The sequence below is a fragment of the Microbacterium algeriense genome, from assembly GCF_008868005.1.
In the GTDB taxonomy this organism is placed as follows: domain Bacteria; phylum Actinomycetota; class Actinomycetes; order Actinomycetales; family Microbacteriaceae; genus Microbacterium; species Microbacterium algeriense.
Window position 1 is genome coordinate 1,413,345 of record NZ_WAAO01000001.1, and the last position, 14,217, is coordinate 1,427,561.

Annotated in this window: 16 protein-coding genes; 10 read left to right on the forward strand and 6 right to left on the reverse strand. The window is 70.8% G+C overall.

Going from position 1 to position 14,217, the window contains the following annotated elements:
• The first annotated feature begins 20 nt into the window (after positions 1-20).
• Both F6A08_RS06975 and F6A08_RS06980 read left to right on the forward strand, forming a co-directional pair.
• Positions 21-746, forward strand: a complete 726-nt coding sequence (locus F6A08_RS06975) for an ABC transporter ATP-binding protein (protein WP_192576700.1) — start codon at positions 21-23, stop codon at positions 744-746.
• Between the two features lie 70 nt (positions 747-816).
• Positions 817-2,067 carry an FAD-binding oxidoreductase gene (locus F6A08_RS06980; protein ID WP_151458998.1) on the forward strand — a complete coding sequence of 417 codons (1,251 nt, stop codon included), beginning with the start codon at positions 817-819 and terminating at the stop codon, positions 2,065-2,067.
• Positions 2,068-2,137: 70 nt separating this feature from the next.
• On the opposite strand, the gene gndA is transcribed toward F6A08_RS06980, so the two are convergent.
• On the reverse strand, positions 2,138-3,592 hold the full coding sequence (gene gndA / locus F6A08_RS06985) for an NADP-dependent phosphogluconate dehydrogenase (RefSeq protein WP_151458999.1): 1,455 nt from the start codon (positions 3,590-3,592) through the stop codon (positions 2,138-2,140).
• A gap of 55 nt (positions 3,593-3,647) precedes the next feature.
• A complete protein-coding gene (locus tag F6A08_RS06990) occupies positions 3,648-4,538 on the reverse strand; it encodes an NAD(P)-dependent oxidoreductase (protein ID WP_017202552.1) in 891 nt (296 codons plus the stop codon).
• A gap of 95 nt (positions 4,539-4,633) precedes the next feature.
• Between F6A08_RS06990 and F6A08_RS06995 the strand changes: the two genes are divergently transcribed.
• From F6A08_RS06995 to F6A08_RS07015, 5 genes are all read left to right on the forward strand, one after another.
• Positions 4,634-5,692 (forward strand): D-2-hydroxyacid dehydrogenase, encoded by a 1,059-nt coding sequence (locus F6A08_RS06995; RefSeq protein ID WP_151459000.1) that lies wholly within the window; start codon positions 4,634-4,636, stop codon positions 5,690-5,692.
• Between the two features lie 52 nt (positions 5,693-5,744).
• The gene (locus tag F6A08_RS07000; RefSeq protein ID WP_124896002.1) at positions 5,745-6,533 is read left to right on the forward strand and encodes an IclR family transcriptional regulator; all 789 of its coding nucleotides are present in this window, start codon (positions 5,745-5,747) and stop codon (positions 6,531-6,533) included.
• Between the two features lie 139 nt (positions 6,534-6,672).
• Entirely contained in the window at positions 6,673-8,091 is a 1,419-nt protein-coding gene (locus tag F6A08_RS07005) for an MFS transporter (RefSeq protein WP_151459001.1), read from the forward strand.
• On the forward strand, positions 8,088-8,834 hold the full coding sequence (locus tag F6A08_RS07010; RefSeq protein ID WP_151459002.1) for a fumarylacetoacetate hydrolase family protein: 747 nt from the start codon (positions 8,088-8,090) through the stop codon (positions 8,832-8,834). The genes F6A08_RS07005 and F6A08_RS07010 overlap by 4 nt, the downstream gene beginning before the upstream one ends.
• Positions 8,835-8,895: 61 nt before the next feature.
• The gene (locus tag F6A08_RS07015; RefSeq protein ID WP_151459003.1) at positions 8,896-9,393 is read left to right on the forward strand and encodes a gluconokinase; all 498 of its coding nucleotides are present in this window, start codon (positions 8,896-8,898) and stop codon (positions 9,391-9,393) included.
• Positions 9,394-9,403: 10 nt separating this feature from the next.
• On the opposite strand, the gene F6A08_RS17845 is transcribed toward F6A08_RS07015, so the two are convergent.
• The gene (locus F6A08_RS17845) at positions 9,404-9,529 is read right to left on the reverse strand and encodes a hypothetical protein (RefSeq protein ID WP_017202546.1); all 126 of its coding nucleotides are present in this window, start codon (positions 9,527-9,529) and stop codon (positions 9,404-9,406) included.
• Between the two features lie 224 nt (positions 9,530-9,753).
• On the opposite strand from F6A08_RS17845, the gene F6A08_RS07020 reads away from it, so the two are divergent.
• Positions 9,754-10,377 (forward strand): 50S ribosomal protein L25/general stress protein Ctc, encoded by a 624-nt coding sequence (locus F6A08_RS07020; protein WP_017202545.1) that lies wholly within the window; start codon positions 9,754-9,756, stop codon positions 10,375-10,377.
• Between the two features lie 95 nt (positions 10,378-10,472).
• Positions 10,473-11,054 carry an aminoacyl-tRNA hydrolase gene (gene pth / locus F6A08_RS07025; RefSeq protein ID WP_017202544.1) on the forward strand — a complete coding sequence of 194 codons (582 nt, stop codon included), beginning with the start codon at positions 10,473-10,475 and terminating at the stop codon, positions 11,052-11,054.
• Positions 11,055-11,058: 4 nt separating this feature from the next.
• Here the strand turns inward: pth and F6A08_RS07030 are convergent, their stop codons facing one another.
• A complete protein-coding gene (locus F6A08_RS07030) occupies positions 11,059-11,625 on the reverse strand; it encodes a hypothetical protein (RefSeq protein ID WP_151459004.1) in 567 nt (188 codons plus the stop codon).
• Between the two features lie 22 nt (positions 11,626-11,647).
• On the reverse strand, positions 11,648-12,652 hold the full coding sequence (gene trpS / locus F6A08_RS07035; protein ID WP_083513014.1) for a tryptophan--tRNA ligase: 1,005 nt from the start codon (positions 12,650-12,652) through the stop codon (positions 11,648-11,650).
• 63 nt (positions 12,653-12,715) lie between these two features.
• Between trpS and F6A08_RS07040 the strand changes: the two genes are divergently transcribed.
• Entirely contained in the window at positions 12,716-13,381 is a 666-nt protein-coding gene (locus F6A08_RS07040) for a DUF4166 domain-containing protein (protein ID WP_225855765.1), read from the forward strand.
• Here F6A08_RS07040 and F6A08_RS07045 read toward each other — a convergent pair.
• The gene (locus F6A08_RS07045; RefSeq protein ID WP_151459006.1) at positions 13,375-14,214 is read right to left on the reverse strand and encodes an exodeoxyribonuclease III; all 840 of its coding nucleotides are present in this window, start codon (positions 14,212-14,214) and stop codon (positions 13,375-13,377) included. The two genes, F6A08_RS07040 and F6A08_RS07045, sit on opposite strands and share 7 nt — an antisense overlap.
• Between the last annotated feature and the right edge of the window lie 3 nt (positions 14,215-14,217).

A 14,217-nucleotide genomic window follows, 5' to 3' on the forward strand; every position in this document is an offset into this window, starting at 1 on the left:
CATCGCACAAGGAGAACGACATGACCATGGCAGACCTCGCCCCCGCAGGGCCCGATTCCGCCCAGCCCGACCCGCTGTACCACGCGAGCGGCGTCACACGCACCTACACGCAGAAGGGACGCATCGTGAAGGCCCTCACGGGCGTCGATCTGGAGATCCTCCCCGGCGAGTTCGTCACCATCCAGGGACCGACCGGAGGAGGCAAGTCGACGCTCCTGCAGCTGCTCGGTGCTCTCGACACCCCCACCGACGGCAGTCTGATGCTGGACGGCAGGGACCTGTCGTCGGCATCGCCGGCGGAGCTGGGCCGGATCAGGGCGCAGGAGATCGGGTTCGTCTTCCAGGGGTTCAACCTGATCCCGACTCTGACGGCGTCGGAGAACGTCGACATGGCGTTGGAACCGCTCGGACTCGGTGTCGCTGAGCGGCGGAGCCGTGTCGCCGCCGCCCTCGTGCACGTCGGGCTCGAGGACCGCGGCGATCACCGTCCTGCCGAGCTGTCGGGCGGGCAGCAGCAGCGGGTGGCGATCGCGCGGGCGATCGTGAAGCGACCGCGGGTGCTGCTCGCCGACGAGCCGACGGGCAATCTCGACGAGGGCATGCGCGACGGGATCCTCGATCTGCTCGAGGAGCTGTGCGCGGAGGGGATCACGATGATCGTCGTCACGCACGACTCGGCGGTCGCCCGGCGCGCGACGAGACGGTTCCGTCTGACCAAGGGCGTCGTGCAGGACATCACGCGGTGAGCGCGAGCGACAGAGGGGCGGCGCACCGCCCCTCTGTCGCGATGTCCGATGCCGGGTCTACGGTGTCGTCATGGTCGACAACGTCGAATCCCCGCAGCCCGCCATCCACCGTCCCTCCACCATCTCCGAGGTCGCCGCGCTCGTGCGCCGCGCCTCGCAGGAAGCCGTTCCCCTCACCGTCGTGTCGGGCGGGCACGGCCCCTGGTCGCACGGCGCAGAGCCGGGTATCCGCCTCGAGCTCGGAGAGCTCGCGTCGATCGAGGTCGACGGCACAGCGGTCCGCGTCGGCGGCGGCGCCGTCTGGGGCGATGTCGCCGCGACGCTCGCCGCGCACGGGCTCGCCCTCAGCTCGGGCGACACCGCGAGCGTCGGGGTCGGCGGTCTCACCCTCGGTGGCGGCGTCGGGTGGATGGTGCGGGCCTGGGGTCTCGCCGCGGATCAGCTCGTCGGTGCGCAGGTCGTCACAGCGAGCGGGGAGGTCGTCGAGACCTCGACCGCCGAGCATCCCGACCTCTTCTGGGCGCTGCGGGGCGGCGGAGGCAACTTCGGCGTCGTCACCCGCTTCGACTTCCAGGCCCATCGGCTCCCCGGCATCGCCCTCTCGGAAAGCGTCGTCGAGGCGGATGCGGCAGCCGTGCTCCGCGCCGCCCGCGACGTGCTGCGCGACGCCCCGCGCGAGCTCACCGTCACCTACATGGACGTGCCCCCCATGGACCCGAGCGCTCCGGCCGGTGCGCGCTTGACCGCGGTCTGGGCCGCGCCGGACGCGGAGGCGCTGCGGGCGATCCTCGAGCCCATCTCCTCGCTCGACGGCGTCCGCACCGAGGTGACCGAGCCGGCGTACCGCGACATCCTGATGGAGATGCCCCAGCCCGAGGGCGACGATGCTCCGGCTCCTCCGGGGTTCATCGGCGGCAACGGTCTCTTCGCCGATCTCGACGACGACCTCATCGAACGGCTCGTCGCCTTCCGCCGCGACTACCCTGCATCCGTGGTGTTCCTCCGCTCGCTGGGCGGAGCGTTCGGCGATGTGCCCCAGGAGCAGACGGCCTTCCCCGCACGCTCCGCGACCTGGTTCGTGATGGCCGGCGCGTTCGACATCCCCGGGATGCTGGACGACGCCGCTCGCGCGACGGTGACGGCTGACACGGAGCGGATCGTCGCGGGGCGCCTCGCGGAGTACGGCAACTTCGCCGACACCGAGCGGCCCGACGCCGTGCCCGGCATGTTCGCGCCGGAGGCGTTCCAGCGGCTGCGCGAGGTCAAGGCGCTCTGGGATCCGCAGAACGTGTTCCGCCGCAACCACAACATCGTCGTCTGAGGAACATCGTGCCCGGAGACGGGAAGGGGCCGGACACCTCGCGGTGCCCGGCCCTTTCGACGAAGCGACGTCAGTGCGTGTCTTCGGCTTCGATCTCGGTGCGGTCGCCCGACCACAGCGTGTGGAAGGTGCCCTCCTTGTCGATGCGCTTGTACGTGTGCGCGCCGAAGAAGTCGCGCTGGCCCTGCACGAGCGCGGCGGGAAGCCGGTCGGCGCGGATGCCGTCGTAGTACGACAGCGACGAGGAGAAGGCCGGGGCCGGGATCCCGGCCTGGGCGGCGGTCACCACGACGCGGCGCCAGGCGGCCTGCCCGCGGGTGAGCGCCTCGGCGAAGTACGGCGCCGTCATCAGCACCGGCAGGTCGGGGGTCTCGGCGTACGCGTCCGCGATGCGGTTGAGGAACTGCGCGCGGATGATGCAGCCGCCGCGCCAGATCTTGCTGATCGCACCGAGGTCGATGTTCCAGCCGTACTCGGCGGCACCGGCGCGGATCTCGTCGAAGCCCTGCGAGTAGGCGACGATCTTCGAGGCGTACAGGGCGAGGCGCACGTCCTCGATGAAGGCGTCGACCTCGTCGGCGGGAACCGTGAACTCCTCGTCCGGCCCGGGAAGCGACGCCGCCACGGCACGCTGCTCGGGGTGGGACGAGAGCGAGCGGGCGAAGGTGGCCTCGGCGATGCCGGAGACCGGGACGCCCAGCGAGAGCGCGGTCTGCACGGTCCATGCGCCGGTGCCCTTGGCTCCGGCCTGGTCGAGGATCACGTCGACCAGCGGCTTGCCGGTCTCCGCGTCGACCTGGCGCAGCACCTCGGCGGTGATCTCGATCAGGTACGACTCGAGCTCGCCCTTGTTCCACTCGGCGAAGATGTCGGCGATCTCGGCGGGCGCCTTGCCCGTGCCGCGCCGGATGAGGTCGTAGGCCTCGGCGATGAGCTGCATGTCGGCGTATTCGATGCCGTTGTGCACCATCTTCACGAAATGGCCGGCGCCGTCGTGACCCACGTGCGTGACGCAGGGCTCGCCCTCGGCGATCGCGGCGATGGACTTCAGGATCGGGCCGAGCGTGACCCACGACTCGTCCGAACCGCCGGGCATGATGGAGGGACCGGTGAGCGCGCCCTCCTCGCCGCCGGAGATGCCGGCGCCGACGAAGTTGATGCCGGTCTCGCGGACGGCCTTCTCGCGGCGGATCGTGTCGGGGAAGTAGGCGTTGCCGCCGTCGACGATGATGTCGCCCGGCTCGAAGACGTCGACGAGCGCGTCGATCACGGCGTCGGTCGGACCGCCGGCCTTGACCATGATGATCGCGGTGCGCGGCTTCTGCAGCGAGTCGGCGAACTCCTGGTACGTGTGCGCCGGGACGAATCCGGCCTCGGGGTGCTCGTCGAGGAGCGTCTGGGTCTTCTCGTAGCTGCGGTTGAAGATCGCCACCGTGTTCCCCTCGCGGCTGGCGAGGTTGCGGGCGAGGTTCGACCCCATGACGGCGAGTCCGACGACTCCGATGTTCGCTGATGCTTCGGGCACAGAAGGCTCCTCGATCGTGAAGAAGGGTGGTTTCAGCGTATCGCTGTACGGGAGGTCAGTGCTCACCTGTGTCACGCGACGCGATGAAGCGTCGTGTGACGGCGATGTCCCGCTCGCCCAGCCCCGCGTCCACGAGCTCGTCGAAGGCCGCGCGCAGGGCGGGCAGCAGAACGGGGGAGGTTCCGGTCGCCGCGGCGATGTCGGCGGCGAATCGGAGATCCTTCACCATGTACTGCGCGGCGCCGCTCGGGGAGTCGTCACCGCTCACGAGCCTGTCGCGGCGGCTGTCGAGCAGGTTCGACCCGGCGTATCCGCGGGAGAGCAGCGACCACAGCGCGTCGAGGTCGAGGCCGGAGCGCTCGGCCAGCACTGTCGCCTCGCCCAGCGCCAGGATCGTGGCGGAGACGACGAGCTGATTGCACGCCTTGGCGACCTCGCCCGCGCCCAGCGGACCCAGCAGAACGGGCGTGCCGCACGGCGCAAGGACCTCGGCGGCGATGGCGGCGTCGTCCGGGGCGCCCCCGAGCATGATCGAGAGAGTGCCGGAGACCGCGCCGTCCTCGCCCCCGGACACGGGGCAGTCCACGAGCCGCACGCGCCCCTCGGTCCGCGCACTCAGGCGCTCGGCCAGCGCGCGGACGGCGGGCGCTGAGGACGTGGAGCCGACGAGGATCAGGAGGTCCCCGGCATCGGCGAGCAGGCCGTCCGGCCCGTCGAGGAGCTCTTCGAGCTGCGGAAGGTCGGGCAGCATGGACAGCAGCACGTCCACCCTGGAGGCGAGCTCGCGTGGTGTCTCCGCCCAGGAGGCCCCGGCGGCGATCAGCTCGGGTTGCGGGCGGCGGGCGTGGATGATGAGACTGTCGTGCGCGGCGAGGAGGCGCTGCGCCATGGGGCGGCCCATGGCGCCCAGGCCCACGGCCCCGACGGCGACGGACGAAGTGGTCATGCGGCCACGGTAGCAACAATCCAGCAGGCAGAACAGTGTCCAGCAGGATGTATCTGAGCTAGGGTGAGGGTTCGACACCCGAGGAAGGGATCAGCATGACCGGGACCGACAACAGGCTGCGCGTCGTCGCGGCGGTGCCGCTGCGGGAAGACCTGTGCCGGATGATCGAGGAGCTCGAGCCTCGGGTCGAGATGATCCGCGACCCTGCACTCCTGCCCCCGATGCGTGGGCCGGCGGACTGGGCGGGTGACCCCGACTACGCGCGCACGCCGAGCGCGCAGCAGGCCTTCGACGAGCTGGTCGACTCCGCCGACGCGCTGTTCGGCATCCCCGACGTCGATCCGGAGGCGCTCGCCCGCACGGTCGCGGCGAATCCGCGTCTGCGCTGGGTCATGACGACCGCGGCCGGCGGAGGCGCCACGGTCAAGGCGGCCGGCCTCGACCGGGCGGACCTCGATCGGATCGTGTTCACCACGAGCGCGGGAGTGCACGGTGGTCCGCTCGCCGAGTTCGCCGTGTTCGGAGTGATCGCCGGCGCGAAGAACCTTCCTCGCCTGCTCGCCGACCAGCGCGATCGCACCTGGCCTGACCGGTGGGAGATGCGCCAGCTCGACGAGATGACGGTGCTCGTCGTCGGTCTCGGGGGCATCGGCGCGGAGTGCGCCCGCCGCTTCCATGCCCTGGGCGCGCGCGTGTGGGGTACGACGCGGTCCGGTGAGCCCGTCGCCGGCGTGGATCGTCTGGTTCCGCTCGATGAGCTCGTCGACGCCGTCGCGCAAGTCGACGCGATCGTGGTCACGCTTCCCGGCACCGCGCAGACCCACCATCTCATCGGTCGAGACGTGCTCACGGCGGTGCGGCCGGGCGCGATCCTCGCGAGCGTCGGTCGCGGCAGCGTGATCGACGAGGCGGAGCTGATCGGCGCGCTCGACGACGGTCGCATCGCCTTCGCCGCGCTGGACGTCTTCGAGCAGGAGCCCCTCAGCGAGGACTCGCCGCTGTGGGGGCATCCGGGCGTGCTCGTGAGCCCGCACACGGCTGCGCTCAGCTCCAAGGAGGAGGAGCGGATCGCGCGCCGGTTCGCGGAGAACGCGGCGCGCCTGCTCGATGGCGAGCCGCTCACGGCGGTCGTCGATACGGTCGAGTTCTACTGATCCGACGCGGCTGCCCGGCCGCGGCGACACCCGACGGGCGGAAGGCACGGCCATGGACGACGACACGCGCGAGGGGCGCGATCCCGCGCCGGCGGTCAGCCGCAGCATCCGTCTGCTCGGCCTGCTCGCCGATGCCGGTGGTCCGCGCACGCTGACCGAGCTCGCCGGTGACCTGGGGCTCGCGAAGTCGTCCACGGCGAACCTGTGCCTGGCGCTCGAGGCCGGCGGCATGATCGAGCGCACGGTGCAGGGGTACCGACTCGGCCTGCGCACAGCGGAGCTGGGGGGTGCGTTCGCCGCGCAGTTCAATCAGGTCCGCGAGTTCTACAGCGTGTGCGAGGCGTCGCCGCAGCTGTCGTCGGAGCTCGTGCAGGTCGCGATGCTGGACGGCACCGACGCGCTGTATCTGGCCAGACACGAGGGGTCACGGTCGCTTCGACTCGGCACCCCGCTCGGCTCCCGGCTCCCCGCCCCGCTGTCGGCGACCGGTCGCGCGCTCCTCGCTGCGATGAGCGACGAAGAGGTGGTCGCTCTCCTCGGCGAGGGCGCCGTGTTCCCGCAGCTCACGGAGCGCAGCACCACCACCCTGGCCGGGCTGCTGGATGCGCTGGCGGCCGCGCGCCGTCGCGGCTGGGCGCTCGACGCCGAGGAGTCGTTCCGCGGCATCGTCGGGGTCGCGGTGCCGCTCGACGGCTGGGCGCCCTCCGACCCGCCGCTCGCGCTCGGGGTCGCGATCCGTGCTGCCGAGGCCGACTACGAGCGGATCGAGCGTGTGGGCGAGGCCCTGCGCGCGGCGGCTGCCGCGCTGACGAACCCGTTCAGCGCCGCCGCCCGGCGCTGAACGCCGGCGCGCCGTCGCCCTCCGCTCCCGACGCATGGTCTCTTCCTTCGCGCATGCTGGGCGTTCAAAGGGTTGAACAGCATTCAACGGGCTGGTACAGTCGGCACCACGCCACAGGCGAAGAAGCCGATCGAAGGAGATGGCCGTGACCGAATCCCGCCCCTCAGCCCGTGCTGCGACCGATGACCCGGAATACGCCGCCAACCTGCGACGGGCCACGCTCGCGTCGAGCATCGGCAGCGCGCTGGAGTACTTCGACTTCGCGCTTTACGGCCTGTCCACGGCGCTGATCTTCAACGTGCTGTTCTTCCCGCAGGACGACCCGGCCATGGCGACGGTCGCCGCCTTCGCGACCTTCGGCGTCGGGTTCCTCGCCCGGCCCTTCGGCGGGCTGTTCTTCGGAGTCCTGGGCGACAAGCTCGGCCGCAAGTGGGTGCTCGTGGCGACCATCGTGCTCATGGGCGGCGCGTCCACCGCGATCGGGCTGCTCCCCACGTACGCCGCGATCGGCGTATGGGCGCCGATCCTCCTCGTGCTGATGCGTCTCCTGCAGGGCTTCGGAGCCGGAGCGGAGCAGGCCGGCGCGACGGTGCTGATGGCGGAGTACGCTCCGGTCAGACGGCGCGGATTCTTCTCCGCCCTGCCGTTCGTCGGCATCCAGGCTGGCACCCTGCTCGCCGCCGTGGTGTTCGGGCTGATCACCCTGCTCCCGGAGGAGCAGCTGCTGAGCTGGGGCTGGCGCGTGCCGTTCCTGGCCTCGTTCGCGCTCATCCTGCTCGCGCTCTTCATCCGGATGCGACTGCGCGAGACGCCGACCTTCGTGGAGCTGGAGAAGCACGAGCAGATCGCCGACCGTCCGATCCGCGAGATCTTCACGCACGGGCTCCCCGGCGTCATCGTCGGCGTCGGACTGCGGATGGCCGAGAACGGCGGCTCCTACATGTTCCAGACGCTGGGGCTGGCGTTCTTCGTCACGGTCGCGGGCGACAGCGCGGACAAGAGCCTGCTCACCTGGGGCGTCACCCTCGGCTCGCTGATCGGCGTGTTCTCGGTGCCGTTCACCGGACACCTCTCCGACCGGTTCGGGCGGCGGACTATCTACCGCTTCGGCGCGGTGTTCATGCTCGTCTACACGTTCCCGGCCTGGTGGATGCTGTCGCTGGGCAACCACGCGCTGGCGATCGGGGTGATCGCGATCGGCATCGGCGTGGCCGTCAACAGCATGCTGGGGCCGCAGTGCGCGATGCTCCCCGAGCTGTTCGGCAACCGCCACCGCTACCTCGGCGTGGCGATGGCGCGGGAGATCTCCGCCGTCCTGGCCGGTGGTCTGGCCGGGGTCCTCGGTGCGTATCTCATCGCCGTGAGCGGCGGAAACTGGGTGCTGCTCGCGATCTACATGGCCGTCCTCGCCCTCATCACGACGGCCTCGACCTTCCTCGCCCCCGAGACCCTGCGTCGGGACCTCACGCGGGTGGACGACGCCATCAAGGTCTCGCGCGCGGAGGGCGGCTACGACGTGTTCGCGACCACCGTGTCGATCACGGCGGTCGGTCGATGACGGGCGGTCCGCGACTGCTCGGCCGCATCGCCACGGCGGAGGGCCCTCGCTGGGTCCGCCCGCACGGCGACCGCCTCATCCCCGTCGCCGACCCGTTCGCCGCCTTCGCAGCGGGGCACCGTCCGGCCGACGTGGGGGAGGCCGTCGACGCTCCGCTGATCGCTCCCGTCGACCCAACCGTGCTCGTCGGGATCGCGCAGAACGAACCGGAGCACGTCTCGCCCGTCCAGGCCTGGCTGAAGAGCCCGCGGACCGTGGTGGTGGGCGGGGCGGAGGTGACGCTGCGCCGCGATGCCGGAGCCGCCGTGGCCGAGGGGGAGATCGCCGTGGTGATCGGCCGGGCCACCGCGGGGCTCACGGCGGGCAACGCCCAGGAGTTCGTGCTCGGCGTCACCGCCGTGAACGACCTCTCCAGCCCGGAGCGAGTCGAGTTCGATCCCCGCAACTTCGAGTCGAAGTCGGGGGAGGGGTACACGCCGCTCGGGCCGTGGATCGACACGGAGGTCGGGATCGACGACGTGGAGCTCTCCGTGGCGGTGGACGGCCGCCTCGTCGCCGAGACGGGGAGCCGGAGTCTGCCCGTCCCGATCCGGGAGTGCCTCGCCTACGTGGCGCGGTGGACGCCGCTGGGGCCGGGAGACGTCGTGATGACGGGCGCGCCGCATTCGCAAGCGCTCGTCCGCCCGGGGCAGACCGTCACGATCACGGTCGCGGGGATCGACCTGGTCACCCCGTTCGCATGACCGCGCGGACCGCCAGGGACGGCGGCCGCGTCGACGTCCGCGATATCATCGGGCCGGAGGTATGAGTGTGCGCATCGTCGTGATGGGACCGAGCGGGTCCGGCAAGTCCACGGTGGGCGCCGCTCTCGCCGAGCGGCTCGGAGCGCGCTTCGTCGACGGCGACGACCTGCACCCGCTCACCAACGTCGAGAAGATGGCCGCCGGCATCCCGCTGGACGACGACGACAGGATGCCGTGGCTGCGCGTGGTCGGCGCGACCCTTCGTGGCGAGGATCGCATCGTCGTCGCCTGCTCCGCGCTGCGCCGACGCTACCGAGATGCGATCCGCGAGGAGGCGGACGACGCGTTCTTCGCGGAGCTGGTCGTCGATCGGGACACACTCGCGAGCCGTCTCGACGCGCGTGCCGACCACTTCATGCCGGCGTCGCTGATGGACTCGCAGCTCGAGGCGCTGGAGCCTTTGGCGGACGATGAGATCGGAGTCAGGATCGAGGCGTCGCTGCCCCTGACGCAGGAGATCGACGCGATCCGCGACGCCCTCGCCGCGACCGCGCGCTGACGCGGCGAGGTCAGTCCTTGCGGTAGCCCGAGCGGCCCATCGAGAACAGGGCGCCCAGGCTGCCGACGATGGCGCACACGGTCATGGCGCCGATCAGCCAGAGGAGTACGTGCGAGAGGAAGGCGCCATCGAGCATGGGGGTCTCCGTGTTCTGCAGAAAAGGACGGGTGTCCTCAGCCTATCGGGTCATCCGGTACCATTGAGGCTGTACCTCGGCGAGGGATGCTTCTGCGCGTGCGCGAACATCCGTTATCGACGCGGCGAAGCAAGCCCGGTGGCTTTCCTCACGCGTGAGCTCGAGTCCGAAAAATCCAAGACCACCGCGCGGCGCCTTCGCTGCGTGCCCCGAAGGAGAACCCCATGTCTGAAGACACCAAGGTCCACGCCGAGCTCCGCGAGAGCTTCGGCAAGGGCTTCGCCCGCCGTCTGCGCGCTGCCGGCAAGATCCCGGCCGTCATCTACGGCCACGGCACCGAGCCCGTGCACGTCGCCCTGCCCGGCCACCAGGTCTCGCTCATCATCCGTCGCGCCAACGCGCTGCTGGAGCTGGACATCGAGGGCACCTCGCAGCTGACCCTGGTCAAGGACGTCCAGAAGGACCCGGTGCACCAGATCATCGAGCACATCGACCTGCTCGTCGTGAAGAAGGGCGAGAAGGTCGCGATCGACGTCCCGATCGTCGTCACCGGCGAGTCGGCTCCCGGCACGATCGCCAACCTCGACGCGACCACGCTGTCGATCGAGGCCGAGGCCACGCACATCCCGCAGAACCTCGAGATCTCGGTCGAGGGCCTCGAGGAGGGCGCGCACATCACCGCCGCCGACGTGACCCTGCCCAAGGGCTCGACGCTGCTCGCCGACCCCGAGACGCTGATCGTCGCGATCTCCGTTCCCGCGGCCCCCGTCGAGGACGAGGCCGAGGGCGAGGGCGAAGCCGAGGGCGAGGCTGCGGCCGAGACCGCCGAAGAGGCAGCCGCGGAGTGATCTCCGTCTGAATCCTCACAGAGGGGGCGCGATCCGATCGCGTCCCCTCTGTCGTATCCTGACCCGGGGTCCGCCCCGCACTGAGAGGACGAGACATGCCGTCGACCTGGCTCGTGGTGGGACTGGGCAACCCCGGCCCTCGATACGAGGCGACCCGGCACAACGTCGGCCAGATGGTGCTCGACGAACTGGCCGCCCGTCGCAGCGAGTCGTTCCGCGAGCACAAGGCGGGAGCGCGCGTCGTCGAGACCTGGCTGCGGCCCGGCGCCGACAAGCTCGTGCTGGTCAAGCCGAACTCGTTCATGAACGTCTCCGGCACTCCCGTGGCCGCGCTGGCACGTTTCTACTCGGTACCCGCCGAGCAGGTCGTCGTCGTGCACGACGAGCTCGACATCCCGTTCGACACGCTGAAGCTGAAGACCGGGGGAGGCCACGGCGGACACAACGGCGTGCGCGATGTGGCGCGGGCGCTGGGGACGGCCGACTTCCCGCGGGTGCGCGTGGGCATCGGACGGCCTCCGGGTCGCCAGGATCCCGCGGACTGGGTGCTGGCGCCCTTCGGCAAGGACGAACGGCCGAACCTGCCGATCCTCGTCGCCGACGCCGCCGACGCGGTCGAGCTCCTCGTCGGCGAGGGGCTCCTCGCGGCGCAGCAGAAGCACCACGCGCCGCGCTGACGCGTCAGGCGGTGAAGGCGGCGAAGCCGGCCGCGCTCCCGGTCGCGAACGCGATCACCAGCACGACGACGAACAGCAGAGCGGCGACAGCCGCGACCACGATGGCGGCGATGCCGGCCCCACGACCCTGTCGGCGGCGGATCGCGAGGATGCCGATCACGATCGCGGCGATGCCGAGCACCGTGCCCGTCCAGAACGACAGCTCCGCCCACAGCACCTGGTCCCGTGCGGGGGAGAGGGCGCTCAGGTCACCGCTTCCCGCGGAGAGGCCCTGCGGCACGAGTCGCCCGATCTCGAAGGCGTTAATCCCCGCGATGATCGGCGTGATGAGGGCTGCCACGAGAGCGAGGCTCAGCGCGAGCATCCCGAGGAAGCCCGACGGCCGTGCCGAGGTCTCCGGGACGCCGTAGGAGCCCGCCAGAGCCGTGTACCCGCCGACGGGCACCTGATAGGCGCCGGGAGGCGGTGCCGGCACGTTCGGCGCAGGAGCAGCCGGATACGCCGTCGGGGCCGGGAACACCGGGGGAGGTGGGGCGACGCCGGACGGGGGAGGCAGCTGCGGATCGGTCACGACCCCCATCCTAGGGCGGCGCTCAGACGCGACGGAGCAGACCCACCCGGTCGTACACGTCGGACAGGGTGGCGTCGGCGACGGCATCCGCGCGCGCCGCGTTGGCCGCGAGGATGCGGTCCAGCTCGGCCGGATCGTCGAGCAGTTCCAGGGCGCGCGAACGCACCGGACCGAACTCCTCCACGACGACCTCGGCGAGACCCTTCTTGAAGTCGCCGTAACCGCGGCCGGCGTACTCGTCCTCGATCGCCGCGACCTGCCGGCCGGTGAGGGCCGCGTAGATGGTGAGCAGGTTGGAGACGCCAGGCTTGTTCTCCCGGTCGAAGCGCACCGATCCCTCGTTGTCGGTCACCGCCCGCATGATCTTCTTCGCGGACTTCGCCGGCTCATCGAGCATCCACAGCACACCGGCATCGCTCTCCGCGGACTTCGACATCTTCGACGTCGGGTTCTGCAGGTCGTAGATCCGTGCGGTCTCCTTCTGGATGACCGGCATCGGGACCGTGAAGGTCTCCCCGAAGCGCGAGTTGAATCGCTCGGCGAGATCGCGGGTGAGTTCCACGTGCTGCTTCTGGTCGTCGCCGACCGGGACGACGTCCGTCTGGTAGAGCAGGATGTCCGCCGCCATCAGCACCGGGTAGGTGAACAGTCCGACGCTCGTGGCGTCGGCGCCGTAGCGAGCCGACTTGTCCTTGAACTGCGTCATCCGGCCGGCCTCGCCGAACCCGGTGATGGTGCTGAGGATCCAGGCCAGCTCGGCGTGCGCGCGGACGTGCGACTGCACGTAGAGCGTCGACAGCGAGGGCTCGATGCCCGCGGCGATGTACTGGGCAGCGGTGCGGCGGGTCTTCTCGCGCAGCTCCGCCGGATCCTGCGCGACCGTGAGGGCGTGCAGGTCGACCACCGAGAAGTACGCGTCGTACGAGGTCTGCAGGTCCCGCCACTGGAGCAGCGCACCGATGTAGTTGCCGATCTGGAGGGAGTCGGCTGAGGGCTGCATTCCGGAGTAAAGGCGAGGTTTCGTCACGAGATCAATCCTATGCGCCCGCGCCGGGAGGGCTCGCGCGCTCCGGTCCCCTACGCTGACGGCATGACGGACAGCACGGCCCCGATGCGGGGACAGGTCTTCCTCGACGCTCTGGGCGCCGAGGCCGAGCGTCTGCACCCGGAGATCCTCGCGCAGTATCGCGCTCCCGTCGCGGCCGGGCATGCCGAGGGGGTCTTCGCGGTCGCCGGGAGTCGCTTCGGCTGCTTGACGGCTCTCGCGCGTCCGATCGTGGGGCCGGGCCTGCTGGTGCCGACGCGGGGCTCGGACGTTCCGTTCGTGCTCCGCACCACCTCGGGACGGTCGACGTCGGGACGCGCGACGCTCGACTCCACGCGCGAGTTCCTCTTCCCCGGTCACACGGCGAGGATCGTGGACCGACTCACGGTCAGCGTGCGACCGGGGCTCGTCCGGAACCTCCTCGGAGCGCGCGGGCGCGTCGAGCTGATCGAGGAGTGCGGCGTCACGGACGAGGGGTTCCTGCGGATGCGCACGGTCCGCGTCGCCCTGCGGCTGTTCGGACGCCGGTTCGCGCTGCGGGGTCTGCTCGGCGTGCGCGTGGACCTCGTGGACGGGTGGGATCCGGAGCACCGCCGACGCACGATCGACATGCGCGCGGTGAACGCGGTGCTCGGCACCGTGCTCGAGTACCGCGGGTGGTACCGGGAATCGGAGCCCGCGACCGCGGAGGGGCGTGAGCCGGGTCAGTAGCGGTAGTCGACCACGACCGGTGCGTGATCGCTCCACCGCTGGTCGTAGGCCGCGGCACGGGCGACGTGATACGTCTCGACACGCTCGGCGAGAGCGGGCGTCGCGAGGTGGTAGTCGATGCGCCAGCCGGAGTCGTTGTCGAACGCCTTCCCGCGCATGGACCACCACGTGTACGGCCCGTCGACCTCGCCGTGGAAGCGGCGTCCCACGTCCACCCAGCCCAGACCGGGGCCGACCGATCCGTCGACGCCGGTGACCGTGGCCCCCGCCTCGCCGAGGAAGCGATCGAAATAAGCGCGCTCGCGCGGGAGGAACCCGGCCTTCGTGCGGTTGCCCCGCCAGTTCTTGATGTCGAGCTCGCGGTGTCCCACGTTGAGGTCGCCGGTGACGAGGGCGAGCGCCCCCTCGGTGTTCAGGCTCGCCAGCCGTGCTTCGAACGCGTCGAGGAACTTCCACTTCTCGTCCTGCTTCGGCGTGTCGGCCTCGCCGGAGTGCACGTAGGCGCTCACGACGGTGAGCGGACGGTCGCCGATGAGGAAGTCGGCCTCGATCCACCGCCCCTTGGAGTCGAAGTCCTCCGGGCCGAAGTCGGTGCGGGCGGCGAGTGCGGGCGTGCGGCTCGCGATCGCGACACCCGCTCGGCCCTTCGCCGTGGCCTCGTCGTGGACGAAGGTCCAGCCGGGGAGCGCTGCCTCGATGTGCTCGTCCTGCCCGCGGACCTCCTGCAGGGTGAGGATGTCGATGTCGGCGGCATCCAGCCAGGAGCTCATCCCGTTGCGGGCCGCCGCCCTGATCCCGTTGACATTGACCGTGGCGATACGCAGGTGAGGCATGCT